This window comes from Tessaracoccus yangjingae (assembly GCF_054483935.1).
Map to the genome: position 1 here is coordinate 2,670,049 of NZ_CM137014.1, position 25,239 is coordinate 2,695,287.

The following is a 25,239-nucleotide window of genomic DNA, read 5'->3' on the forward strand; positions in this document are numbered from 1 at the left end:
GGAGCCCACGATGACTGAAGTAACCATGGACCCGACGCTCACCGCGATCGACCGTTGCGATCGCTGCGGGGCGCAGGCATATCTCCGCGTCTTCCTGCGTTCCGGTGGCGAGTTGCTGTTCTGCGCGCACCACGCGACGCAGCACCGGGAGAAGCTGACCGAAGTGGCCAGCAGGATCCAGGACGAGACGGACAGGCTCAGCCGGTAGCCAACCACCGCTCGATCAGGTGGCGGGCGATCGACGCCCTCCCCGGGAGCATGACGTCACCGGACTCGACGGCGGCGGCGAGATCCGCGCGGGTGTAGTACGCGCCCTCAGCGATCTCGTCGCCGTCGACGCGTATCCGGGAGTCTGCCGCCCGCCCGTTGAAACCGAGCATGAGCGAGCGCGGCATCGGCCAGGGCTGGCTGGACACGTACTCCAACCGCTCCAGCACCACGCCGACCTCCTCCCCGGCCTCGCGGTGGCACGCCTGCTCGGCCGACTCGCCGGCCTCGATGAACCCGGCGACGATGGAGACCCGCCGCGCCTGCCACTGCCGCTGCCTGGCCAGGAGCAGCCGGTCATGCGGGTCGGTGATGGCCACGATGACGCACGGGTCGATGCGGGGGAAGGCCAGGGCACCGCACGCATCGCACGCCCGCCGCGCTCCCGCCTGGTCTGGGCGCGTCGCGGCCCCGCAGCGCTCGCAGGCCGGGGCCTGGAGGTGCCACCTGGTGAGGGCGACGGCGGCCGCGAGGGGGTCGTAGTCCGCCGGGTCCACGTCCCGCCAGCCGAGCGTCTCGCCGTCGATGACCGCGGCGGGCCGGGCGAACCACGGCCGGCCCTGGAACCAGCCGAGCAGGATGTCCTCAGCGCGACGGAGCCCCGGCCGGGGCACCGGGAGGGGACGCCCGTCACGTGACGACACGTTTCCGTCCGGGTCCACCTCGAGCACGACAGCCGAGGCCCACGAGGCGTCCACGTCCGCGTCTGCGCGGGCGACGGGTGCGCGGTCCAGCCCGGACGGCACGCTCCAGTGGTTCGTCATGTCTCCACTCCCGCCTTCAGCGCATCGTCGATCAGGGAGGCCGGGGCCTCCACGAGGCGCAACTGGTCTGCCAGCACATGGTAGAACGCCGCGCCAACCCTCGACGGGTCCACGCCCCGGGCCTGTGCCCAGGCCTGGCGGTAGACGGCCAGCTGAAGCGGGTCCGCCCGGCGGTCTGAGGTCTTCCAGTCCACGACGAGGTAGTCCATCCCCTCGCGCTCCCAGCCGTAGACGGCGTCGATCCGGCCACGGAGGACCTGCGTGCCCCACGACATGACGAACGGCACCTCGACGCCGACGGGCGCGAGATCGGCGAAACGCCCCGCCTCGAAGGCGGCGATGAGCGGCCCCAGCTGGGCCGGGTCCGCCGCGGGCTCAGCCTCGACCTCGTCCAGCGCCGCCGGGAGCTCGAACCGTTGCTGCACCCAGGCATGGAACCGGTCGCCCACCCTGGCCGCCATCGACGGGGGCCTCGGCATCGGCCGCAGGAGTGAGGCGGCGAACCCCGACGGGTCCCTCCGCAGCGACATCAGCGCCGTGGCGGAGAGCCCCTCCGGCAGGGCCACCTCTCGGCCCCCGCGCCTGCCCGCGAGTGCGGCCAGGTGCCGCGCGCTCTCGTCCCAGGACGAGATGCGCGCCTCCTCGTCCGGGGTGAGGAGCCCGGACTCCCACACCCACCCGGTGCGTTCCTCCTCGCCGGCACCGACCAGGGCACCCGCTTGCGCCACCAGCTCGGCGGCGGCGGCCCGGGACGCGACGACGTCCGCGTCGAGCGCCGCCGGCCACGCGGCGCGCGCGGGCACGGCCGGCATCGGGTTGGTGTCGGTCCCGCGCGTGGCCTCGTCGAGATAGCACTGCGCGGATTCGGCCGCCTCGCGCAGCACGGTGAAGTAGGGCGATTCGGTTCTCGGCCGGATGTTGCCCGGCGTCCAGACGTGGCTGGAGGCCACCAGCAGCAGCTTCGCCCTGGTGACCGCCACGTAGGCCAGGCGGTCCTCCGCCAGCCGATGGTCCGCACGGCTGGCCTCCCGGTAGGCGGCCAGGCCGTTCCTGGTGTACTCGCGCAGCTGCGGGATGCTCGACGAGTCCCCGCGCAGCGTCGCGGGGAGGGTCTCGGCCCGCGTGGGCCAGATCCCGGACCTCGGCTCGGACGGGAACACCTTGTCCACCAGGCTCGGGAGGAACACGGTGTCCCACTCGAGGCCCTTGGCCCGGTGGACGGTGAGGAGCTTGACCGAGTCCGCCTCGCTGGGCACCGCCTGCTGAAGGCCCTCCCCGAAGTCCTCCTCGGCGTCGAGATATGCCAGCAGGCCGCTGAGGCTGCCGTCTCCGTCGACGTCGGTGTAGCCCGCCACCTCTGCCACGAACCGGGCCACCTGGCTCGTCTCCGCACCGGAGGCGATCAGCTCCGGCTCCAGGCCCAGGGTTGCGATCACCCGGGTGACCAGGTCCGCCACCGGCTCCGCCGAGTGCCGCCTCAGTTCGGCCACCTCCTGGTGGAACCGCCTGAGGCGATCGCGTGCGCCCTCGCTGAACGGCAGGTCGCCAGGATCGGCGACCGCGTCGAGCAGGCACACCGCCTCGCCGGGATCCGCCTGGGTCACGGCGTGGACCAGTGCCTCGCCCATGTCCGACGGCGGCGTGGGGGACCCAGCCAGCCGCCTCGCCCGCTCCCCCAGCAGCTCCAGGTCAGCGAGTCCCAGCTGCCAGCGGGGCCCCGACAGGAGGGCCGCGACAGCCGAGTTGGCCGCGACATCGTCGATCACCCGGAGCGTGGACACGATCGGGGCGATCTCCGGCAGCGCGAGCAGGCCCCCGAGCCCGACGATCTCGACGGGGACGTCACGCTCGCGCAGCGCCTCGAACAGCGGCGCGAGCAGAGCGTTCCGGCGCACCAGGATGGCCAGCTCAGCCCAGCCTGTGCCCGTCTCGTGCCTGGCCACCACCGATTCCGCGATCCAGTCCACCTCGTCGCGGAACGTGTCGAACGTGGCCGCGGCCACCATCCCCGGCGGGGCGCCCTCCGGGGCGCGCAGCGAGACGCCACTCTCTCCGGGAGCGGCGGCGAGGTCCCGCGCGAGCGCGTTGCCGACGTCCAGGATCCGCTGCCCGCTGCGCCGGTTGACGCTCAGCGTGTAGCGGGCGGCGGGGGCGCCGTCGCTGCGGCGGAACTGCATCGGGAACTCGAGGATGTTGCCGGAGGCGGCACCCCGCCACCCGTAGATGGCCTGATACGGGTCTCCGACGGCCGTCACCGGAAACCCCATCGCATCGCCGAACGGGGAGCCCGTGAACAGCTCGCGGAGGAGGCGCGCCTGGGCCGACGAGGTGTCCTGGTACTCGTCGAGCAGCACCACCCTGAACCGCCTGCGGAGCTCCTCGCCAACGGAGCGGACACTCGTGACGAGGCGCACGGCCTCCCGGAGCTGGTCGGCGAACTCCACCACGCCCAGACCCTGCTTGAGCTCCTGATACGCGCCGACCAGCTGCAGGAGCTCCCTCCGCTCGGCGGTGGCGTCCAGCGCCTTCTCCACGTCACGCATGGTCTTGCCGCGGTACAGCGGAGCCTCCGCGAAGCGGCGCTCGGCGCGCTCGCACTCGGCCAGCACATCCTCCGGCGACACAAGGTGCGACTGCATCTCCGCGTCCAGCGCGAGCACGCGCTCCGGGATGGAGTGGTGGCTCAGCCGGCTGATGCTGTGGAACGGCCCCGGGGCGTTGGCCACCACACGGGTGGCGAGCCGGAAGCGACTCGCGCCGGTGACCATCACGGGATCCCGGTCGATGCCGATCCTCAACCCGAACTCGCTGACCAGCCGGGCCGCGAACGAGTCGTAGGTCATCACGAGCTCCGCCCCCTCGCCCTCCAGCCCGGCGAGCACACCCGCCCTCTCCAGGGCCGCCGCGACACGCGTGCCCAGCTCGGCGGCCGCCTTCCGGGTGAAGGTGAGCCCGAGGACCTCCTCGGGGCGGACCTGGCCGGTGCCCACCAGCCACACGACACGCGCCGCCATGACCGTGGTCTTGCCGCTGCCTGCTCCGGCGATGATGACGGCCGGCTCGAGCGGAGCGGTGATCGCGTCCAGCTGCTCCGGCGAGAAGGGGATCTGCAGCGCGTCGATGAGCTGCTCAGGAGAGGACAGCAGCCGCCGGCGGAGGGGAACGACGCTCACCGCTGCGCTCCGGTCCGCGGGCCCATCGCCGGGCAGGACGTGGCGAAGGCGCAGAACCGGCAGGCGTCGCACTCCATGGCATCGAACCTGCCGTCGGTGATGATGTCCACGCCGGTGGCGATCCTGTCGTGCACCCAGGTGGGTCCCACAGAGAGGTCCTCGCCGGGGAGCGCCGGGACGTCGTCGATGGACGGCTGCGCGACGAGGGTGGGCAGCGCCTCCCCGTCGCGGAGGAACAACAGGGCCGGAGGCGCCACCGCCCGGGCGCCGGGGGCGAGGTCGTCGAAGGCGCCCAGGGACGCGGCGAGCTGGTAGATGCCGAGCTGCGCATGGTCGGCGACCTCCGCCTCCCGGAGTATCCGGCGCCCCGTCTTCACGTCGACGACGCGGAGGCGCCCGTCCGGTTGGCGCTCCAGCCGGTCCACCGTGCCGTCCAGGACCACCTCGCGGCCGGCGATCTCGACCGGCACCCGGAACCGGCGCTCGACCGCCAGCAGCACGTTGGGGTTGTGGCTGTGGTAGGCGGCGAACCTCTCGACGGCCTGGTCGATCTCGGTGCGCTCGGTGGCCGAGAGCCACTCGGTCTCGAACGGGATCCGTGCCCAGACGTCGTCGAGCTTGGCCCGCATCTGTTCCGCCGTGAGGTGCTCGGTGGCGGCATGCTTGGCGAGGAGGTGCACCACATCGCCGACGGAGGCCTTGGAGACCCTGCCCGTGTCTGCCTTCGCCCGCCTGGACAGGAACCACCGCCGCGGGCACTGCAGGAGCGTCTCCAGCGACGAGCCGGTGATGACCACCGGCCCGGACGGTGCCGCCGAGCCGGAGCTGCTGCCGGCGATCCCCCACCAGCGCGACGGGTCCGCAGCGGGGAAGGCTGCGGCGCCCTCGGGCTGGACGACCGCCGCGAGGTCCGCGAGACGGAGCGCCGCGGCTCGACGAAGCCCTGGAGAGGTGGCCTCGTCCTCCAGCGCCCGGCGCAGATCGCCGACGAGCGCCGCGACGGAGAGCAGCCTGTCCGGCCGGCCGTAGATCCGCTCCACCTCGACGCCGAGCTCGGCCAGGAACCTCGACGGCCGGCCCCCCTCGCCCTCGATCCCCTGCACCCCGCTGACGTGGAGTGAACGGCGTGCCCGGGAACAGGCCACGTAGAAGAGCCGGCGCTCTGCCGCCAGCTGAGGAGCCGATCCCGCCGGGGCCAACTCGTCGGCCCGCACGCGCTCCGCGTCCAGCAGCAGCCCGGGGCGGGTGAGCCGCGGCCAGAGGCCCTCCTGCGCGCCGACCACCCAGACCCGCTCCCATTCCAGTCCGCGTGTCCGGTGGGCGGTGACGACCCTGACACCTCGCCCGCCCACCGTGAGCTCCCGCCCGGTGTCTGCCGGGATCTCCTGCCCAGACACCTCCCGCAGAAACGTCTCGGCGCCGGCCGCCCCACGGAGGTCCTCATGCCTGGCCGCCAGGTCGAAGATCTCGACGATGGCGTCCAGGTCCGCGTTGGCCCTTCTGGATCCGCGCAGGGCCCGCTCCCTGAGCCGGGCGGGCCATGGCGTGCCGTCCCACAGCGCCCACAACGCCTCCTGAACCTCGGCGCCGCGCGCCAGGGCGGCACGGACCTCCGCCAGCAGCGCCGCCAGGGCCCGCCCGGCGTCCGCCTCCTCCGTCGCGATGCCGTCGAGCAGCGCCGGCTCTGCGAGGCAGCGACCGAGCAGCGCGACGGAGGTGCCCATGCTCCGATGGCGGGCGAGCAGGGCCCGGCCCAGGCGCCGCTGCGCCACGCCGTCGAGCCCGCACAGCGGCGATGACATGAGCAGGCGCGCCTCATCCGCCTCCGGGCCGGTGGCCCGGGCGGAGACCGCAAGGGCGAGCAGCACAGTGGCGACGGCGGGGTACTCCGAGAGCGCGATCTCGTCCCCCGACACGTCCACCGGAACCCCCAGCCTGACCAGTTCGCTCGCGACGGCGCTGAGCTGGGCACGCCCGGCCCGCGCCACGACCGCGAGGTCCGACCAGGCGCATCCGTCGACGGCGACGGCCTGGCGCAGCTCTGCCGCGACATGCGCGAGCTCGGCGGTCACGTCGTCGAAGACCCTGGCACGCACCTCCCCCTGACCTGACCGCGGCTCAGGCGACGGGGGCGCCATCCTTGCCTCGATCCTCCCGCTCAGCAGCTCCAGGGAAGCGCCGACGGAGACCGACGCTCGGAAGCCCCGCTCCAGCGCCGTGATCCGGGCTCCAGGCAGGGCGGCCAGGTCTGCCAGCGCCGTGGGGCTGGCCCCGCGGAATCCGCCGATCCGCTGCCTCGGGTCCCCCAGCGCGAGCAGGGGGAGGCCAAGCGCGGCCAGATCCGCCAGGAGGCCGATCTGGGCCGGATCCGCCTCGTGCACGTCGTCGACGAGCACCGCGTCGAACGCGGCGGTGACCCCTGCCGCGACACCGGGCTCGGTGAGCAGCAGGCGGCTGCGGTACACCAACTCGGCGTAGTCCAGGGTGCCCGAGAAGTCCCCGACGGTGAGGTACTCCTCGACGAAGCGGGCCGTGGCCGCGAAGAGCTCGTCGCCCGCGGCGGAGGCGTGCGCGGCGAGCAGCTCGGGATCCATCGACAGCTGCCGGGTGCGGGCGAGGACCTCGCGCAGCTGGCGCGAGAAGGCCCTGGTGCCGAGTGCTGGCCTGACCTCCTCCGGCCAGGCTTCCTGGGGCATGCCCGCGAGCAGCTCCCGGATACGCCGCTCCTGCTCGGGGGCCCGCAGCAGCCGCCAGGGGCTGGACTCGTGCGGCCAGTAGCGCCTGAGGAGGCCGAGCGAGAGGCCGTGGACGGTGGTCACCTGGGGGGAGGTCTGGGCCCGGTCCAGCCGGCGGCTGATCTGGCGCCTGACCAGCTGCGCCGCTGCGCGCGAGTGCGACAGGACGATGATCCGCTCCAGGCTGCTGCCGGCCGCGACGCGGTTGGCGGCCGCGGCCGCGAGGACGGCCGTCTTGCCGGTGCCCGGCCCCCCGATCACCACGGAGACCCCGCGCGAGGGCGCGGCAGCCGCGCTCTGCTCGCTGCTCAGCGCGAACGTCTCGGCCGGCGGTGACTGGAGGACCCGGTAGTGCATGGGTCCTATGCAACCAGCTGGCTGCGACAATTCCACACCGCGCCGTGGCAAGCTGGCCCCGTGCCCGGGAGGAGGCCCGCATGAGTGAGCGCATCGCCACGGAGATCGACGGCCTGGTGCTGACCCTGAGCAACCTCGACAAGCCGCTGTTTCCATCCGGGTTCACCAAGGGCGAGCTCATCGCCTACTACGTGGGCATCGCCGAGACGATGCTGCCCCACCTCCGGGACCGCGCGATCACCAGGGTCCGGTTCCCGGACGGGACCGCGGGAGGGTCGTTCTACGAGAAGAATCTGCCCCCGGGTGCCCCCTCCTGGGTGGCGACGGTGGACGTGGCCACGTCGGCCGGCACCGTCAGCTACGTCACCGCCCGGCATCGCGCGGATCTCGCCTGGTTGGCCAACCTCGCCTCCGTGGAGCTGCACACCCCCCAATGGCGCGTCCAGGACGCGACCGCCTCCCCGGAGGGGCTCATCCTGTCCGGGGACGACGAGCCGCGGGCCACCACGCTGGTGGTCGATCTCGATCCGGGCCCGGGGGTCACCCCTGCGGACTCGGCCAGGGGTGCGATCCTCGCGGCGACGGCTCTGGCGGAGCTCGGGCTCGAGGCCCACCCCAAGAGCTCCGGCAACAAGGGCCTCCAGTTGAGCGTGCCCATCCAGCCCACGCCCGCCTCTCAGGTGCACGCGTTCGCCGCCGGCCTCGCCCAGCACCTCGCCCAGCGCTATCCGAAGCAGTTCGTCGCGATCATGAGCAAGCAGGCCAGGGCGGATCTGCTCTTCGTGGACTACGGCCAGAACCTGGCCGCGCGCAACACTGTGACGGCGTACTCCGTGCGGGGCCTCGAGTCACCGTCGGTGGCCACCCCCCTCACCTGGGAGGAGGTGGCCGCGCTGACCCCCGAGACGCCGGTGAGGGTGAGCCCCTCCCAGATGCTCGAACGGGTGGCCGAACACGGTGACCTGTTCGCCGGCGCGCTCCCCACCGCCGGGTCCCCGGCCCTGCCGGACGCGCAGTTCTGACAAGATGGTGCCAACTTCAGGCCGGGACGGAGGACCCATGGATCAGCCGCCGCCCGCCGCGCGCGCCCACTACGTTCGCGAGCCCGCCCCGTGGGTGGGCGGCTGCAGCGACATCGGCCGCCGTCACCACACCAACCAGGACGCCCTGGCCATCGCCGTGCGGACCCAACCCACCCCGGCGGCCGTCATCGCGGTGGCCGACGGCGTGAGCACGGCCCGAGGGTCGGAGCGTGCCTCGATGGTGGCCGCGGACACGGTGGTGGCCGCGCTCCTCGATCAGCGCACGGTGGACGCCGAGGTCGAGGACGCCTTCGCCGGTGCGTTCGCGGCAGCCAACCAGGCCGTCCTGGCGGACGGCGAGTCGCCGTCCGCCTGCACCCTGATCGCCGCGTCCGTGGACGACGGGTCGATCACCGTGGGCTCGGTCGGGGACTCCCGCGCGTACTGGCTGGGGGACGACGGCGCCGCCCACCAGCTTTCCACCGACGACTCGATGGCCCAGGCCAGGATCCTGCTCGGCATGTCCCGCGACGAGGCCGAGCGGTCCATCCAGGCCCACGCGCTGACGAAGTGGCTGGGCCGCCAGTCCACGGACGCCACCCCGTCGCTCGTGCGCTACCGCCCCGTCGGCGCCGGCTGGCTGCTGCTGTGCAGCGACGGGCTGTGGAACTACGCGAGCGAGCCTGAGGCGCTGGCCTCCCTGGTGGCCGAGCTGGCGCCGGGCGCCACTGGGCCGGGGACGCTCGCGGAGGCACTGACCGCCTGGGCGAACGCGCAGGGCGGAAAGGACAACGTGACCGTCGTCCTGGCGCGGATCGTGGAGGTTGGAGGTTCTGACTAGAGTGGCGGCATGGAAGTAAAGATCGGGATCACCGACATCCCCCGGGAAGTCAGCATCGATACCACCGCCACCCCCGAGGAGCTCACCGCCATGCTGCGCGAGGCCGTCCAGGGCTCCACGCTGCTGGAGCTGGCAGACGAGAAGGGCCGGCGCATCCTCATCCCGGGCAACCGCATCGCCTACCTGGATCTCGGCTCCCCGAGCAGCCGCACCGTCGGCTTCGGCGCGGTATAGCCCTCCTGGGTTAGACTGAGGGCCTGCGGGCAGCAATGCCCCGCCTCCGGCGCGCCAACCGTGCCGTGAGTTCTTCCAGATTGGTTTGAGCCCTGAGCGACAACGAGACTCCTGTCGACGAGACCTTCGCCGACCTCGGCATTCACGAATCCATCACCTCGGCCTTGGCCGAGGCCGGAATCGTCCATCCCTTCGCCATCCAGACGCTGGCGATCCCCCTGGCCCTGAGCGGCACGGACCTGATCGGGCAGGCGCGCACCGGAACCGGCAAGACGCTGGCGTTCGGTGTGAGCCTCCTGCACCGCCTGGTGACCATCTCCGGCGGCGAGAAGCCCACCCACGGCAAGCCCCGCGCGCTGGTCGTCTGCCCCACCCGTGAGCTCGCGCTCCAGGTGGGCCGGGACCTGGACGTGGCGGGCAAGCACCTCAAGATGCGCGTGCTGACCATTTACGGCGGCACCGGGTACGACGAGCAGCTGCGCGCGCTCGAGTCCGGCATCGACATCGCGGTGGGCACCCCCGGGCGTCTGCTCGACCTCGCGGACCGCGGAGCCCTGGACCTCTCCCACGTGCAGGTGCTGGTCCTCGACGAGGCTGACGAGATGCTGGACCTCGGCTTCCTCCCGGACATCGAGCGCCTGCAGCGCAAGACGCCGGCGGACCGGCAGACCATGCTGTTCTCGGCCACCATGCCCGCCCCCATCCTGACCCTGGCACGGGCCACCCTCAACAGGCCGGTCAACATCCGCGCCGAGGGTCACGACGCCAAGATGACCGTCCCGGACATCGATCAGTACGTCTACCAGGCCCACGATCTGGACAAGCCCGAGATGGTGGGGCGGCTGCTCCAGGGCGCCAAGACGACGAAGGTCATGATCTTCTGCCGCACCAAGCGCGCGGCGCAGAGGCTGACCGACGAGCTGGTGGACCGCGGCTTCGCGGCAGCGGCCATCCACGGCGACCTCAACCAGGAGGCCCGCGAGCGGTCCCTCAAGAAGTTCCGGGCGGACACCATCTCCGTGCTGGTGGCCACGGACGTCGCGGCCCGCGGCATCGACATCGTCGGCGTCAGCCACGTCATCAACTACGAGTGCCCGGACACAGACGCCACCTACGTGCACCGCATCGGCCGCACCGGGCGCGCCGGCAACTCCGGTGTCGCGGTGACCCTGGTGGACTGGGCGGACGTGAACCGCTGGAAGCTGATCAACCAGTCCCTCGGCCTGGACCTGGCGGATCCGCCGGAGACCTACTCGTCGTCGCCCCACTTCTACACGGACCTGGACATCCCCGAGGGGACGAAGGGCCGGGTGCCGGGGCACATCGCCGCGCGGGAGAAGGCCTCGGAGGCCAGGCACTCCCCCACCGAGGGCCGCAAGCACCGGAGCCGTCGGTCGACGGAGCCCGCAGGCGACCACCCCGCGCCGGAGAAGCACGCCGACGCGGAGCGCAAGCCCCGCCGTCGGCGCCGCCGGACCCGTGGGGGCGTCGAGGTTGGGGCCGAGACCCCCACCGCCGAGTAACGCTTCAGTACACCATCCGCATCGCCTGCCGGACCTCGTCGAGTGTCCGGTCGGCGACGGCGGTGGCCCTCCGGTTCCCGTCCGCGAGCACCCTTTCCAGGTGACCCGGGTCCGCCACCAGCTCGGCGCGGCGCGCGCGGATGGGCGCGAAGTACTCGTTGACGACCTCGGTGACCAGCTTCTTCAGGCCACCGCCCCCGCCGTCGCCCACCTCGTCCGCCACTGCGACCGGGTCGCGGTCCAGGCAGAGGGCGGCCAGGTTGACCAGGTTGGACACCTCCGGCCGGGTCGCGGGGTCGTAGGTGATGTGCCGGTCGGAGTCGGTGACCGCGCGCTTGAGGAGCTTCGCCGTCTCGTCGGCGGTCATGCCCAGCTCGATGGTGTTGCCCTTGGACTTCGACATCTTGGTGCCGTCCAGGCCCAGGACGGTGCCGGACTTGCTCAGCAGCGCCTCCGGCGCCGGGAACACCGGGCGCGCCTCGTCCACCCGGCCGTAGCGCTCGTCGAAGCGCCGGGCGATCACCCGCGCCTGCTCCAGGTGCGGGAGCTGGTCCTTCCCCACCGGGACCAGGTTCGCCTTGCAGAACAGGATGTCCGCGGCCTGGTGGACGGGGTAGGTCAACATCAGACCCGACATGGGGCGGTCACCCGTGTCGTCGAGCTCGGTCTTGACCGTGGGATTGCGGCGGAGCTCGGCGTCGGTGACGATCGAGAGGAACGGCAGCATCAGCTGGTTGAGGGACGGGATCTGCGAATGCGTGAAGATCGTCACCTGCTGCGGGTCGAGCCCGACGGCCAGGTAGTCCGCCAGCAGTGAGTAGACGCGCTCCCGGATGGGGCCCACGCCGTCGCGGTCGGTGATCACCTGGTAGTCGGCGATGACCACGTACGTCTCGACGCCCAACGCGGCGAGGCGCACCCGGTTCTGCAGTGAACCGAAGTAGTGGCCGATGTGCAGGTTGCCCGTGGGGCGGTCCCCCGTCAGGATCCTGAAGCCGGAGGGGTCCAGGGTCAGCTGCCGCTCGATCTCCGCGCTCCGCTGCGTCGATCGGGCAAGCGATGCCTCCGGGTCGAAGGCGTCCTCGGGGGAAAGCGACATGAACTCAACCTGCCTGTGTGGTGTCCGACGGTGTGCGAGGCCCCAGCGTAGCGCCCTAGACGACGCCGCCCCGTCGGCGGATCCGGGCCAGCAGGTCGCGGTAGGCGGAGGGGCGGGTCAGGTTGGCGGCCAGCGGGTGCCGCTTCTTGCCCAGTCCGTGGTAATCGCTGGAACCTGTCCGGATGAGGCCCACGCGGCCCCCCATCTCGAACAGCAGCGAGCGGGTCTCCTCGTCGTGGTCCGGGTGCTCCACCTCGATGCCCTCGAGCCCGTGACTCTGCACCAACGACTCGAGGTACGGCGCGGGCAGGACGTGCTGCCCCCCGCGGCCCCAGGGGTGCGCGATGACGGCCACGCCTCGGGCGGCGTGCACCAGCTCGATCGCGCGTTCCAGCGGGCAGGCGTAGCGGTGGACGTAGCATGGCCTGTCGTCCCCGATCCACAGCGCGAAGGCCTCGTCGCGGTCGGCGACGTACCCCTTGGCCACCAGCGCATCCGCCACGTGGGGGCGCCCGAGCGCGGGGGCCCCGTTCGCGGCGGCCATCACGTCGTCGAGGGTGAGCTCGAGGCCGGCCTCGGTGAGCTTGGCGACCATTGCGGGGAGCCGGTCGGTGCGGCCGAAGCGGATGCGGGCCAGCTCGGCGTTCAGCTCGCGGTCGAAGGGATCACAGCCGTAGCCCAGAAGGTGCACCGAGGATCCGTTGCGCTCCGCGGACATCTCGATTCCGCCCAGCACCTTCACACCGATCCTCTTGCCGGCCTCCTGGGCCTCCGCCACTCCGGCGAAGGTGTCGTGGTCCGTGAGGGCGATGACGTCGAGCCCGGCCTCGAAGGCCTTCATCACAAGGGTGGTGGGGGTGTCTGTACCGTCGCTGACCCTTGAGTGGGTGTGCAGGTCGATCTTCATGACGCAATCCTAGGGTTCGGGCATGGCGGCTACGCTGGCGGGCATGGATCTCGACTACACCCACCAGTACGCCGCCCAGCCCTCGGCCGTGATCGCTCTGATGCGCAACGAGGAGTTCATCGCCGATGTGGCCCGGCACGCTGGGGCTCTCGAGCACACCGTCTCCATCGACGACGATGCAACCCGGTTGAGGATGAAGCTCCCGGTGCCCGGTTCGCTCAGCAAGTTCGTCGGTCAGTCCGTGACCATCGCGCAGGTCTTCCGCTTCCAGCCACCCGCCGCCGACGGGTCGGTGCGCGGCACCGTGGACGTCGACGTGCCGGGGATGCCGATCAAGGTGGACGCGGCGGCGCTGCTGAAGGCCCACGACGGCGGAACGCAGGGCAGGTACACCGGGAGCCTGACCGTGAAGATCCCGCTGGTCGGCAAGAAGGTGGAGGGGCTCACCGAGCCGTTCATCCGCGACGCGTTCGACGGCCTGGAGCGCCGCGCGGCGGACTGGCTCGCGCGCTGAGCCAACCTCAGCTGGCGGCGGCCTCCCGGCGCTTCTTGGCCGCCTCCACAGAGGCCTTGAGCGCGGCCATGAGGTCGACGACGTCTCCGGAGGGGGCGGACGTGTCTGCCGCCGCCGGAGACGGCGCGCCCGCCAGCTTTGCCTCGACCACCTCGAGCAGAGCCTCACGGTAGGAGTCCTGGTAGGCGTCCGGGTCGAAGGTCCCCTCGAGCTGCCCGATGAGCAGCTTGGCCATCTCCATCTCCGCGTCCGAGATCTTCACCTCGGCCGACGGCGACGCGAACCCTCCGTCGCGCAACTCGTCTGGCCAATACATGGTGTGCAGGAGCAGGACGTCGTCCTTGGGCCTGATCAGCGCCAGCGACTCCCGGCTGCGCAGCGCCACCTTGACCACCGCCACCTTGTCCTCCTTGGCGAGCGCCTCCCTCAGGAGCACGTACGGCTTCTGACCGGCGGCCTCGGCCTCCAGGAAGTAGGTGCGCTGGAAGAACGTCGGATCCACCTCGCCCTCGTCGACGAACTGGACCACCTCGACCGTCTTCAAGGTGCTGAGCGGCAGGTTGGCGAAGTCCTCGTCGGTGAGGACGGCCACCCGCCCGTCGGCGGCCTCGTAGCCCTTGGCGATGTCCGCGTAGGCCACCACCTCGCCGCACTTCTCACAGACGCGCTGCTGACGGACGCGCCCTCCGTCGGTGGAGTGCACCTGGCGGAACGAGACGTCGCGGTCCTCCGTGGCGCCGTAGACCTTGACGGGAATGGAGACGAGCCCGAACGACACGGCGCCCTTCCAGATGGATCGAGGCATGGCAGCCTTCCCTTCACGCTCCTCGTCGGTACTCGACGACGTCGTTCCACAGGAGCTCGTGCTCCCGCAGCAGGTCCTGCACCTGGGGCAGGTCCCAGGCCAGGTCGATGGTGAGCCCGTGCGACATGGCCGCGGCATCCGAGACGTCCACGCCCGGCTCCTCGGCGAACCAGGCCGTCATGGAGCCCGTCGGGCAGGACACGAGACGCACCTCCCCGTTGGCGGGGTCCTCCGACGCCTCGATGAGCGAGGGCTCCACCTCCGCGACGACGACGAGGCGGACGCCGTGGGCGGCGAGACCTGCGACAGAGGCCAGGATCAGAGCCGCGTACTCCGCGTCCTCCGACTCGGCCTCCGCATACCCCAGTTCGGCCAGCAGCTCAGGCGTGACCGTGTAGGCGGGCCTGTTCTCGATCGGCGGGTCCCCCACGAGGGCGCCCAACTCATGGGCCGCGACGGGGATGAACACCAGCTGACGCTTCACGTGACCAGCCTAGATGCACCAGCCGCGAGAAGGGAGTAGGTTCGACGGCGATATGGTGCGCGTCCTTCTGAACCTCATCTCCGGTGCCGCTGCCCTCGGCCTGCTCGCCTGCGCCGCGCCGACCGCCGAACCACTCACGATCGAACTCACCGTGACGGATCCGCCGGCGGCGACGCGGAGGGTCGAGGTGGCGCTCGGCGCGGAGATCACACTGCGCATCACCACGCCCACGGATGACCGGGCGCACGTCCACGGGTACGAGATCGAGCAGGACCTCGCCGCCGGGGTGCCGACGGACATCGTCTTCGACGCCACGATGGCCGGGACCTACGAGGTGGAGTCCCACGTCACCGACGCCGTCTGGCTGGATCTGGTCGTCAAGTGACCCCGATGCACGGGATCGCCTCCCGGGGCGATCTTCCGCTGCCGTTCGGCCTGGTCCTCGGCGGCGCCGCCGTCGTCCTGGTGGTCACGTTCTGGGTGGTGCTGTTCGCGTGGAGAGCCCCGAGGTTCCGCGACCACTCGGGGATTGAGCTGCCGAGGCTGACCCGGGTGGTGGACTCGCCGTGGTTCTCGCGGCCATTGAGGGTCGCGGTGGGGCTCGTCTGGCTCCTGGCGGCGATCTCCCTCGCGTTCGGGGTGGACCGCATCGACAATCCGGTGTTCGGTTTCGTCTACGTCCTGCTGTGGGTGGGGCTGGTGCCCGTCTCGCTGCTCTTCGGTGCGGTCTACCGTCGGACCAACCCGCTGCGGCTTTTGCTGCGGTTCACCGGCGCCACCAGCGCCCCGCCCGTCGGAGCCCCCGCAGGGTCGCGCCTGCCCGCGGCGGGTGCGCTGCTGGTCTTCCTGTACCTGGAACTGGTGCAGCCCGACGGCGCCACGCTGCCCGTGCTGAGGGGTTTCGCCGCGGCGTGGGTGGCGTGGGTGGTCGTGGGGGTGGCGCTTCGGGGCCAGGGCTGGATCGCCCGGGCCGATCCCTTCGAGGCCTACGCCTCGGCCCTCGCCCGGCTCTCGCCGTGGGGGCGGAGCGGGCGTGGGGTGCTCATCTGGATGAACCCCCTGCGCAATCTCGGTTCGTGGCGCGCTCCGAAGCACCTGGCGGCGCTCGCCGCCGTGCTGTTGGGCGGCACGCTGTTCGACGCGCTCACCAACACGGCGGCATGGGTGCGGGCCACCCAGGATCTCGGACCGTGGGGCTGGCCCGTGGCCACGGTCGCCCTGGTGGGTAGCGTCGCGTTCATCTACGGCCTCTTCCGGCTCGGCACCCGACCGTACGGCCACCCCGGTGCCGATGCGCTCGCCCCCGGGCTCATCCCGCTCGTGGCCGGGTACGCCCTGGCCCATTACGGCACGATGCTGTACCTGGAGGGCCAGCGGACCCTCATCCGGTTCAGCGATCCCCTCGGGCTGGGCTGGAACCTCTTCGGAATCGCCGAGGCCTCGCCCGGCACCGCCCTCTTCGCCTATCCGACGTTGATCGCCGTGACCCAGGTCCTCCTGATCGTGGGCGGGCATGTGGTCGGCGTACTTGTCACCCACGACATCGCGGTGCGCACCCACCCGGACCGGGTGGCCGTCCATCTCCCCCTGCTCTCCATCATGGTGGTCTTCACGGTGGGTGGGCTGCTGTTGATGTTCGGGGGCTGAGGTGTTGTCTCGATCCCGGGAAGTGTTGTCCGAACCGACGCAGGTGTTGTCCGTCTGACGTAGGTGTTGTCAGTAGGCATGCCGGGCATGGCTCGTGGGGGTCAGCGCCGCCTAGCGTCTCGCCCATGAGCTACCCGTTGCCGATCACGCTGCTGGCCCACCCGGCCCATGTCGCGGAGGTGCCGCACACCCCCGCCCCACCGCGTGCGCTTCAACTCATCCATGCCGTCCTCGAGGCGCTGATGGGGCGGCGGCCCCTCCATCAGCTGCGTCCGCACCTGCGGTGGCAGGCGTTCGACAACCTGGCCTGCTACGTCGACGCGGGGGACTTCCGCCGGGTGCGGGTGGGCCGTGTGCGCTCCCAGATGCCCACCCCAAGGGCCGTCGAGGCCAATGTGAGCCTCCTGGTGGCCGGGCGAGTTGTGAGTTGCGCCCTACGGCTGGACGCCACGAGGGCAGGCTGGCGCTGCACCGAACTGACGATCATCGCGCCCATGGGCGCGCGCACCGCGGGCGCGGCAGTAGCCGCCTAGAGGGCGCCGCCGGGCCGGCCGTGACACATCTTGTACTTCTTGCCGGAGCCGCAGGGGCAGGGCTGATTCCGGCCGACCTTCTCCGCCGCCACCGCCGGGGTGCCCGACGTCTGAGTGACCTCACCGGTCTCATCCGGCGCGGAGTAGCTGAGCGCGGCCTCCGCCCGCCGCTCGAGTCCCTTGGCCAGCGGTTCGGGCGCGCTCGGCTGGGCCGGCACCTGGACGGGGGCGCCGTCCTCATCGGTGACCAGGCCCACCTTCAGCTCAGGTTCCGCGGGGCGGACGGTCACCTCGAGGTTGAACAGGAAGCCGACGACCTCCTCCATGAAGGCGTCCATCATCGCGACGAACATGTCGCCGCCCTCACGCTGATACTCCACCAGGGGGTCGCGCTGGGCCATTGCCCGCAGCCCGATCCCCTCGCGCAGGTAGTCCATCTCGTAGAGGTGCTCGCGCCACTTGCGGTCGAGCACCGTCAACAGGACCTGGCGCTCCAGCTCGCGCATGGTCCGCTCGCCCAGCTGCTCCTCGCGGGCGTCATAGGCACGGAGGGCGTCCTCCACGACCATGTCGACCAGCTCGTCCTGCTCAGGCAGGTCGTCGAGCAGCGCCTCCTCGGTCAGGGTCACCGGGTAGAGGGTCTTGAGCTCGATGAGCATCGTGTCCAGATCCCAGTCCTCGGGCAGCCCGGACGTGTGTCCGCGCACCACGTCGGAGACCACCCTGCGCACGCTGTTACGGAGCTGCTGGGACACGTCGGCGCCGTCCAGCACCCGCCGGCGGTCGCCGTAGATCGCGTGACGCTGCCGGTTGAGCACGTCGTCGTACTTCAGCACGTTCTTGCGCATCTCGAAGTTCTGGCCCTCGACCTGCTTCTGCGCGCCCTCGATGGACTTCGACACCGACTTCATGTCGATGGGCACGTCGTCGGGCACCTTCATCATGAGGAGTGCGCGCTCGAGCAGCTCGGGCCGGAAGAGGCGCATCAGATCGTCGCTGAGGGAGAGGTAGAAGCGGCTCTCCCCCGGGTCCCCCTGGCGGCCGGAACGGCCTCGCAGCTGGTTGTCGATGCGGCGCGACTCGTGCCGCTCTGAACCGATCACGTACAGCCCACCGGTCTCCACCACGGCGTCGTGCTCGGACTTCACCTGCTCCTCGAGCGCAGCCAGGGTCTCCGCCCACTGCGCCTCGTAGGCCTCGGGCGTCTCGTGCGGGTCCAGGCCGGCCTTACGCAGCTGCAGGTCGGCGAGGAACTCGGGGTTGCCGCCCAGCATGATGTCAGTGCCGCGGCCCGCCATGTTGGTCGACACGGTCACCGCGCCACGGCGCCCCGCCTCCGCGACGATCGCGGCCTCTCGTTCGTGGTGCTTGGCGTTGAGGACCTGGTGGGGAACGTTGGCCTTCTTCAGGAGGCCCGAGAGCAGCTCCGACTTGGCCACCGATGCGGTGCCGAGCAGGATCGGCTGACCCTCCGCGTGGCGTTCGACCACGTCCTTGACGATGGCCTCGTACTTGGCTTCCTCGGTGCGGTAGATGAGGTCCGGCTGATCCTTGCGGATCATCGGCCGGTTGGTGGGGATCTGGATGACCCCCAGGCCGTAGATCTTCTGGAACTCGGACTCCTCCGTCTTCGCGGTGCCGGTCATGCCCGCGAGCTTGTCGTACATACGGAAGTAGTTCTGCAGCGTGACGGTGGCCAGCGTCTGGTACTCGTCCTTGATCCGCACGCCCTCCTTCGCCTCGAGGGCCTGGTGGAGCCCCTCGTTGTAGCGGCGGCCCGCGAGCGTGCGGCCCGTGTGCTCGTCGACGATGAGGACCTCGTCGCCGGCGAGGACGTAGTCCTTGTCGCGCTTGAAGAGTTCCTGCGCCTTGATCGCGTTGTTGAGATACGAGATCAGGGGCGTGTTGGCGGACTCGTACAGGTTGTCGATGCCCAGCCTGTCCTCGACCTTCTCGATTCCCGGCGCGAGTACGGCGATGGTGCGCTTCTTCTCGTCCACCTCGAAGTCCACATCGCGGCGCAGCGTCCGGACGAGCTTGGCGAAGACCGGATACCACTCATGGGTGTCCTCGGCGGGGCCGGAGATGATCAGCGGGGTGCGGGCCTCGTCGATCAGGATGGAGTCCACCTCGTCGACGATGGCGTAGTGGTGGCCACGCTGGACCAGGTCCTCCCGGCGGAGGGCCATGTTGTCGCGGAGGTAGTCGAAACCGAACTCGTTGTTGGTGCCGTAGGTGATGTCCGAGCTGTACGCGACCCGCCGCTCCTCCGGGGTCATCGACGCGAGGATGGCGCCAACCTCCAGGCCGAGGAAGTGGTGGATGCGGCCCATCTGCTCCGACTGGTACTTGGCCAGGTAGTCGTTGGTGGTGACGACGTGGACGCCCTTGCCGGACAGTGCGTTGAGGTAGGCCGGCAGGGTGCCGACGAGGGTCTTGCCCTCGCCGGTCTTCATCTCGGCGATGTTGCCCCAGTGGAGAGCGGCGCCGCCCATGAGCTGAACGTCGAAGTGCCGTTTACCCAGCACCCGCACAGAGGCCTCGCGGACGGTGGCGAACGCCTCGGGCATCAGCCTGTCGAGGGACTCGCCGTCGGCGATCCTGGCCCGGAACGTGTCCGTCTCGGCGCGGAGCTCCGCGTCCGACATGGCCTGGAACTCCTCCTCGATGGAGTTGACCTGATCGGCCACCTTCTGCAACCTGCGGAGCTGGGCTCCGGAGCCGAGGCCGCTCAGAAAATCCATGACACCCACAGGTCGATTCCTACTCATCTCGAGAACACCGCGACAGCACGCGGCAGTACCGCCAGCCATCCTAACGCCCGTCACCAACGCGCGGACACGGCGGCGCCCCGGCAGTGTGCCGGGGCGCCGCCGTGTGGGGCTCTCAGGTGAGGTTGAGGTGGATGACGCCGTAGTTGTAGGCCTTGCGACGGTAGACCACGGATGGGCGGCCGCTGTCGGCGTCCTGGTAGAGGAAGAAGTCGTGACCGACCAGCTCCATCTCGTCCAGCGCCTGAGCCAACGTGAGCGGCGCGGTGCTGAACTCCTTCTCCCGCACCACCAGGGGGCCGTCGCCCGTCACGACGAGTCCCGCGACCTCGTGGGTCTCGACATCGTCGTGCGAGGCGCCGTTGACCGGTGCCGCCGGCTGGACGATCTCGGCGATGTTGTTCGCCCGCAGCCCTCGGTGCGTCTTGCGACGATCGCCGGCCTTGCGGAGCTGCGTCTTGAGGCGCTCGAGCGCCATCTCGAAGGCGGCCACCTTGTCGTTGGAGCGGGCTTCGGCTCGGACCACGGGACCCCGGCTGCGCAACGTCAGCTGCACCTCGACGGCGTCCGAGGGATCCTTCGTGCCTTCCGAAGCATGGAACTCGACCTCGACGCGAATGACCCGGTCTCGCAGTCTCTCCACGCTGGCCAATCGCTCGTTGATCAGTTCCTTCAGCTCGGGATTGATCGAACAGTGCCGACCGGTGACGACGATGTCCATAATTCCTCCGTCTGTCGTGGGGCCCGCTACGGACCCGACTCGAACACGGCCGCCGGGAGCATCCCGGCAGCGGATGACCAAAGCCGCGGGTGATCTTTCGATCCGGCCCGCGGCTTGTCCATGAACCAACGCTACCCCTCCGGGGCAAGGCTGTCATCGGCAAACCGCAAGTGTTCAGAGGTAGTCCGCGTCCGCGACCACCGCCGCGCCCAGAACCGTGACGCCGCCCGCCCTCAGGCTGCGGACTGCTTCACCCAGGGATGCGCCTGTCGTCACCACGTCGTCCACGACAAGCACCGGCGCAGAGCTTCCCACCGCCCGCATGCTGCCGGACAGGTTCGCCGCCCGCTCCGCGCGGGTCAGCCCCTCCTGGTCCGCCCCGGCGGACAGCCGCCGAAGCCGGCGCTCCGCCCGCAGCCCGGACTCCCGGGCGGCGGCCCGGGCAAGGCGGTACGCGTGGTCGTAGCCGCGCGCCCGCACCGCGCCGGGCCGGGAGGGCACCGGAACGAGGACCGTGTCGGGTGACGGGTCGTGCGCGGCGATCGCGCGGGCGAGCAGCCCGCCGAGGACCTTGTCCAGATGCAGGGCGCCGTCATCCTTGTAGCGTGGGATCACGTGGGCGAGGAGGGGGCGGTAGGCGCAGGCCGCGTACAGCGGCACCGGCAGCCTCCCCTGAACCACCCGCGGCGGCGCGTCCAACGCCGCCTGACAGGCGTCACACAATCCGAAGCCTGGCGCCCCGCAGCCGGGGCAGGCTGCGCCCAGCAGAAGGTCCGCCGCCGCGTGGAGAATGGGTCGCATGCCCCATGGTCGGAAACCGGTCCACCCTCCTCCCGTTGTCCACAGGGTCAGCCGGCGTAGGCGATGGCGCTGATGCCCTCCCCCAGCCTGGTCCAGCGGGTCCTGGCTTCGTAGCGCCAGGTGACGCCTGCGTCGGTGCGCAGCGCGATGGCCCCTCCGCCCAGCCGGGCCACCGCAGTCAACTCCTCGACCTCCCCGGAGAATGGGCCGAGTTCCTCGACGAGCGAACCGTCCACCTCCGTGGCGAAGATCGAACGAACCCCGGCATCCATGGCGGCCACGGCGATCGCGGTCTCCGCGTGCCAGGCCACCGCACTCACGTCGCCCAGCGTCACCCCCGACGCCCCGACCATGGGAAGGGGGCGCCAGTCCGCCACTGACATGCGCCCCGACGACAGGACGGTGCCGATGCCGAGGGTCCTGACATCGCCCGACGAGACCAGAAGCGCGATGCGGGCCCGGGCCGGGGACACGGCGAACTCCTCCAGGGTCGCCCCGGCCGGGAGCGTCAGTTCCACCTCGTCCACGGACCCCACCCGGTCCACCGTGAACAGCCGGGTCACGCCCTCGAGGTCGTCGCCCATGAGCCACAGCGTGCCCAGCACGAACTGGGGGGCCCGGAGATTGGCGTACGGCACGGGAACCGCCGCCAGGTCGCCACGCATCGGGCCCATGAGAAGGACTGTTCCTGTGTCGTCGATCACCGCGGCCGTGTCGCCGTCGAGCGACACCGCGAGGTCCGCCGCGTTGACCTCCACCGAGCCCCACGGGTCGAAGCCGCCGTCACCGGTGACGCGTCCCGGGACCCCGTCACGGACCCCGAAGAGATCGACGGTGGAGGCACGGGAGAGTATCTGGTAGCCCTGCTGGCCGGCGAGTTCGAGCACCCCGTCGGCGCGCGCGCCGGGGAGTGTGAAGGGGAACCCGTTGCTGGTCACCACGAGCCCGGTGACCCTGGGGATGGCGGTGAGCGACCAGAGCAGCTGGGCGCCGAGCCTGCGCCGGGCATCGTCCCCCAGCCGGTCGTGGAGCCCGGCGAAGTTCACTGTGACCACACCGTTCGGATCGATCGTCGCCCCCTCGTCGGTGAGGCTGACGCCGCTGGGGACGGCATCGCTGACCGCCTGCGCGATGCCCGCGGACGGGCCGCTCAGGACCGCCTCGACTATCGCCGTGGGCGTGACCTGGGTCTCCGGCATGTGGATCGGGTCCGCGACCACATGGCTGCCCGCCCGGCTCATGAAGTACAGCGGCACACGGTCGTAGTATCTCTGGAAGATGTAGCGGGACAGCATGACGCCCGGCAGGGGCGCATCGATGCGCCATTCGCCGTCCTCCATCACGACCTGGAAGTCGTGGAACAGCGCACGTGGCGCGGCGGTGTAGTGCCCGAACTCGTCGAGTGTCCCCAGCTGGACCCCGTCGACCGAGGCTGTCGCGGCACCGCCTTCGACGACCCCGTCGAAGACGACGGCGACGTCCGGCCTCCAGTCGCGGCCGGCCGATTCGGTGAGGTACTCGCGTGCGACGGCGTAGCCCCCGTCAGGTGACGCCATCGCCTGCAGGTAGCCGTCGACCAGCCGCGCCGGCGACACGCCCGCCTCGGGTGGCTGGGGTGCGATGTCGATGCCGCGCGGCTCCGCTGACACCGGAACCTGCTCGACGGGGCCCGCTGTGGGTATCTGGGTGCAGCCGGTGGCGACCAGTGCAAGGACCAGCGCTGCGACGATCCCTCTCATCGGCTGACCTCCATCGGCTGGTCGTCGACCGGGATGACCGACAGCGGTGATGCCGTGAGCTCGTGGCCCGGATCCCGGGGAAGCGTCAGCCTGAACTGCGCGCCGCGATGCGGCCGTCCCCATGCCGTCAGCCACCCGCGGTGGAGGCGGGCGTCCTCCATGGAGATGGCCAGGCCGAGGCCCGAGCCCCCGACGATCCGGGTGCGGCTGGGATCCGCCCGCCAGAAGCGGTCGAACACGCGCGCCGCGTCCTCCGCCTCGAACCCCACCCCGTGGTCCCGCACCGTCACGGCGACGGCGTGCTCGTTGGCCGCGACAACAAGGTGGACCGGCTTGCCCTCGGCGTGTTCGATGGCGTTGGTGATGAGGTTGCGCAGGATGCGACGGATGCGTCTCGAGTCCACGGCGGCGGTGGTGTCGGCGCTGCGTCGCTCGAGCGACAACTCCACGCCGACCTTGTCCGCCATGCGGCGGGCCGCCGAGATCTCCGCCTCGACGAGCGAGGTGACGTCCGTCTCGTCCAGGGTCAGCACGGCCGCCCCGGCGTCGAACCGGGAGATCTCGAGCAGGTCGGCGAGCATGCCGTCGAACCGGTCGATCTCGTGACTCATCAGCTCCGCCGACCTGGCGGTGAGCGGGTCCAGCGCGTAGCGGGAGTCGTAGATCATGTCCGACGCCATCTTGATGGTGGTCATGGGGGTGCGCAGCTCGTGGGACACATCGCTCACGAACCGCTGCTGCAGGGTGGAGAGGGTCTCCAGTTCGCGGATCCGCTGCTGGAGCTGCGCCGCCATCCGGTTCATCGACTTGGCGAGGCTCGCCAGGTCGTCCGTTCCGCGCACCGCCATCCGCTCCCCCAGCTGGCCGGACGCCAGTCTCAGGGCGGTGCGGCTGGCCCGTCTCACCGGTCGTACCACCTGGTTCGTGACCAGGTAGGCGACGAGTGCCAGGGCCGCCGCGAGCGCCAGCCCGGTGCCCGCAACGGCCCCCTGGAGCGCCCTCAGCGTCTGGGTCTCGGTGGTCATCGGGAAGATGTAGTAGACCGGGAACCGCTCGCCCGCCGACCCGATGAGCGCGGTCCCGATCGCCCAGCCAGGTTCCGGCTGGGCGGCGGTGTCGGTGAAGATCACCTGGGTGGGGGTCACGAACATCCCCTCCCCCGCCTCCACCTGCGCGATCAGCGCGTCCGGGACGGACTCGGCTCGGATGCCGGCCGAGACCAGCCTCGAGGCGGGCCCCTGGATGACGACCCTGTACTGGGCCGCCTGGGCGTCAGCGAGGTCCGCCAGGCGGTTCAGCGACTCGTGCACCGCCACCCCCCGGTTCTCCGGACTCCGGAGCTGGGCCTGCATGAAGGCGTAGACGCCCGCCGCCTCGTTGAGGGACGCCGACTTCTTGGCCGCGACCACGCCGGCGGTGGCCTGCTGCAGGAGCACCATGCCCGCCAGCAGCATGAGCACGATGGACAACGCGAGCGTGGAGAAGAGGACGCGGAGGGGAAGCGACCCCCACCACAGCCGTCGGAGCCCGAGCGTGCCCTTACTGCGCTGCTTCACCGGCCCTGTACCCGATCCCTCTGACCGTGATGACGATCTCCGGGCTCTCCGGATCCTTCTCGACCTTCGCGCGTAGCCGCTGCACATGCACGTTGACCAGGCGGGTGTCCGCCGAGTTCCGGTATCCCCACACCTCGTCCAGCAGCGCCTCCCTCGTGAAGACGTGCGTGGGACGCTTCGCCAGGGCGAGGAGGAGGTCGAACTCGAGTGGGGTGAGCGAGAGCTGGCTGCCGCCCCGTCGGACCACGTGCGACGACACGGAGATCGTCAGGTCCCCGATGGCGAGGGTATCCGCGCCGGCCTCGCCGTTCGTCCTCCGCAACCGGGTCCTGATCCGGGCGATCAGCTCCTTCGACTTGAAGGGCTTGGCAACGTAGTCGTCGGCACCGGCCTCGAGCCCTCCGACGACGTCCGCGGTGTCCGACTTCGCCGTCAGCATGATGATCGGGACCCCGGACTCCGCGCGAATGTCCCGGCAGACCGCGACACCGTCGCGCCCCGGGAGCATGAGATCCAGCAGGACGAGGTCTGGGCGCCACTGCCTGAACTCGTTGAGCGCCACCTCGCCGCTGGCACAGCGCACGGTGTCGAAACCCTCCTGCCGCAACACGATCTGCAGCATTTCAGACAGCGCCGCGTCGTCGTCGACGACGAGAATGCGGGGCTTGCCCCTGGCGTCGGTCACCCCAGCCTCCTTGCTTACGGACACCCCATGCTAGCTTCGCTCCGAAACTCAGCGACCCTCG

22 protein-coding genes are annotated in these 25,239 nt (G+C 70.9%); 9 read left to right on the plus strand and 13 right to left on the minus strand.

The genetic code is table 11. The annotated features are described in order from the left end of the window. Positions 1–10: 10 nt before the first annotated feature. A complete protein-coding gene (locus ACX1D3_RS12025) occupies positions 11–208 on the plus strand; it encodes a DUF7455 domain-containing protein (RefSeq protein ID WP_458994073.1) in 198 nt (65 codons plus the stop codon). Here the strand turns inward: ACX1D3_RS12025 and nudC are convergent. Genes nudC through ACX1D3_RS12040 form a run of 3 tightly spaced genes read right to left on the minus strand, consistent with a single transcriptional unit; the run spans position 198 to position 7,296 of the window. Beyond that, positions 198–1,031: an NAD(+) diphosphatase gene (nudC, locus tag ACX1D3_RS12030; protein WP_458994074.1), complete on the minus strand. Its 834-nt coding sequence runs from the start codon at positions 1,029–1,031 to the stop codon at positions 198–200. The two genes, ACX1D3_RS12025 and nudC, sit on opposite strands and share 11 nt — an antisense overlap. After that, the gene (locus tag ACX1D3_RS12035) at positions 1,028–4,204 is read right to left on the minus strand and encodes an ATP-dependent helicase (protein ID WP_458994075.1); all 3,177 of its coding nucleotides are present in this window, start codon (positions 4,202–4,204) and stop codon (positions 1,028–1,030) included. Before ACX1D3_RS12035 ends, nudC begins: the two co-directional genes overlap by 4 nt. Next, positions 4,201–7,296 carry a PD-(D/E)XK nuclease family protein gene (locus ACX1D3_RS12040; RefSeq protein WP_458994076.1) on the minus strand — a complete coding sequence of 1,032 codons (3,096 nt, stop codon included), beginning with the start codon at positions 7,294–7,296 and terminating at the stop codon, positions 4,201–4,203. The genes ACX1D3_RS12035 and ACX1D3_RS12040 overlap by 4 nt, the downstream gene beginning before the upstream one ends. 80 nt (positions 7,297–7,376) lie before the next feature. Here ACX1D3_RS12040 and ligD point away from each other — a divergent pair, with 80 nt between their 5' ends. The 4 genes from ligD to ACX1D3_RS12060 all read left to right on the plus strand — a co-directional run bounded on the left by ligD (position 7,377) and on the right by ACX1D3_RS12060 (position 10,916). Next, on the plus strand, positions 7,377–8,318 hold the full coding sequence (gene ligD / locus ACX1D3_RS12045) for a non-homologous end-joining DNA ligase (RefSeq protein ID WP_458994077.1): 942 nt from the start codon (positions 7,377–7,379) through the stop codon (positions 8,316–8,318). A 37-nt stretch (positions 8,319–8,355) separates the two neighbouring features. Next, positions 8,356–9,159, plus strand: a complete 804-nt coding sequence (locus ACX1D3_RS12050; protein WP_458994078.1) for a PP2C family protein-serine/threonine phosphatase — start codon at positions 8,356–8,358, stop codon at positions 9,157–9,159. A gap of 9 nt (positions 9,160–9,168) precedes the next feature. Further along, positions 9,169–9,393, plus strand: a complete 225-nt coding sequence (locus ACX1D3_RS12055) for a DUF3107 domain-containing protein (RefSeq protein WP_458994079.1) — start codon at positions 9,169–9,171, stop codon at positions 9,391–9,393. Between the two features lie 92 nt (positions 9,394–9,485). Then, on the plus strand, positions 9,486–10,916 hold the full coding sequence (locus ACX1D3_RS12060) for a DEAD/DEAH box helicase (protein ID WP_458996540.1): 1,431 nt from the start codon (positions 9,486–9,488) through the stop codon (positions 10,914–10,916). Between the two features lie 4 nt (positions 10,917–10,920). Here ACX1D3_RS12060 and trpS read toward each other — a convergent pair whose 3' ends face one another. Both trpS and ACX1D3_RS12070 read right to left on the minus strand, forming a co-directional pair. Continuing rightward, positions 10,921–12,015 (minus strand): tryptophan--tRNA ligase, encoded by a 1,095-nt coding sequence (gene trpS, locus ACX1D3_RS12065; RefSeq protein ID WP_458994080.1) that lies wholly within the window; start codon positions 12,013–12,015, stop codon positions 10,921–10,923. Between the two features lie 55 nt (positions 12,016–12,070). After that, complete coding sequence (locus ACX1D3_RS12070) at positions 12,071–12,922, minus strand: PHP domain-containing protein (protein WP_458994081.1); 852 nt, start codon at positions 12,920–12,922, stop codon at positions 12,071–12,073. 22 nt (positions 12,923–12,944) lie between these two features. Between ACX1D3_RS12070 and ACX1D3_RS12075 the strand changes: the two genes are divergently transcribed. Continuing rightward, a complete protein-coding gene (locus ACX1D3_RS12075; RefSeq protein WP_458994082.1) occupies positions 12,945–13,436 on the plus strand; it encodes a DUF2505 domain-containing protein in 492 nt (163 codons plus the stop codon). A gap of 7 nt (positions 13,437–13,443) precedes the next feature. On the opposite strand, the gene ku is transcribed toward ACX1D3_RS12075, so the two are convergent. Together ku and ACX1D3_RS12085 are read right to left on the minus strand one after the other, a co-directional pair. Beyond that, entirely contained in the window at positions 13,444–14,241 is a 798-nt protein-coding gene (gene ku, locus ACX1D3_RS12080; protein ID WP_458994083.1) for a non-homologous end joining protein Ku, read from the minus strand. Between the two features lie 13 nt (positions 14,242–14,254). Next, positions 14,255–14,725, minus strand: coding sequence for a DUF6912 family protein (locus ACX1D3_RS12085; RefSeq protein ID WP_458994084.1), 471 nt, complete (start codon positions 14,723–14,725; stop codon positions 14,255–14,257). Between the two features lie 52 nt (positions 14,726–14,777). Between ACX1D3_RS12085 and ACX1D3_RS12090 the strand changes: the two genes are divergently transcribed. The 3 genes from ACX1D3_RS12090 (at position 14,778) to ACX1D3_RS12100 (ending at position 16,905) form a co-directional block, all read left to right on the plus strand. Continuing rightward, positions 14,778–15,110, plus strand: a complete 333-nt coding sequence (locus ACX1D3_RS12090; protein ID WP_458994085.1) for a hypothetical protein — start codon at positions 14,778–14,780, stop codon at positions 15,108–15,110. Further along, the gene (locus ACX1D3_RS12095) at positions 15,107–16,372 is read left to right on the plus strand and encodes a hypothetical protein (RefSeq protein ID WP_458994086.1); all 1,266 of its coding nucleotides are present in this window, start codon (positions 15,107–15,109) and stop codon (positions 16,370–16,372) included. Before ACX1D3_RS12090 ends, ACX1D3_RS12095 begins: the two co-directional genes overlap by 4 nt. Positions 16,373–16,497: 125 nt before the next feature. Next, complete coding sequence (locus ACX1D3_RS12100; RefSeq protein ID WP_458994087.1) at positions 16,498–16,905, plus strand: Rv3235 family protein; 408 nt, start codon at positions 16,498–16,500, stop codon at positions 16,903–16,905. On the opposite strand, the gene secA is transcribed toward ACX1D3_RS12100, so the two are convergent. The 6 genes from secA to mtrA form a co-directional block, all read right to left on the minus strand. Continuing rightward, entirely contained in the window at positions 16,902–19,658 is a 2,757-nt protein-coding gene (secA, locus tag ACX1D3_RS12105; protein WP_458994088.1) for a preprotein translocase subunit SecA, read from the minus strand. The two genes, ACX1D3_RS12100 and secA, sit on opposite strands and share 4 nt — an antisense overlap. A 133-nt stretch (positions 19,659–19,791) precedes the next feature. After that, the gene (gene hpf, locus ACX1D3_RS12110) at positions 19,792–20,397 is read right to left on the minus strand and encodes a ribosome hibernation-promoting factor, HPF/YfiA family (protein ID WP_458994089.1); all 606 of its coding nucleotides are present in this window, start codon (positions 20,395–20,397) and stop codon (positions 19,792–19,794) included. A gap of 174 nt (positions 20,398–20,571) precedes the next feature. Continuing rightward, positions 20,572–21,198, minus strand: coding sequence for a ComF family protein (locus ACX1D3_RS12115; RefSeq protein ID WP_458994090.1), 627 nt, complete (start codon positions 21,196–21,198; stop codon positions 20,572–20,574). A 47-nt stretch (positions 21,199–21,245) separates the two neighbouring features. Further along, positions 21,246–22,937: an LpqB family beta-propeller domain-containing protein gene (locus ACX1D3_RS12120; protein ID WP_458994091.1), complete on the minus strand. Its 1,692-nt coding sequence runs from the start codon at positions 22,935–22,937 to the stop codon at positions 21,246–21,248. Then, complete coding sequence (gene mtrB, locus ACX1D3_RS12125) at positions 22,934–24,454, minus strand: MtrAB system histidine kinase MtrB (protein WP_458996541.1); 1,521 nt, start codon at positions 24,452–24,454, stop codon at positions 22,934–22,936. The genes ACX1D3_RS12120 and mtrB overlap by 4 nt, the downstream gene beginning before the upstream one ends. A gap of 22 nt (positions 24,455–24,476) precedes the next feature. Further along, a complete protein-coding gene (gene mtrA / locus ACX1D3_RS12130) occupies positions 24,477–25,178 on the minus strand; it encodes an MtrAB system response regulator MtrA (protein ID WP_458994092.1) in 702 nt (233 codons plus the stop codon). Positions 25,179–25,239: the final 61 nt, after the last annotated feature.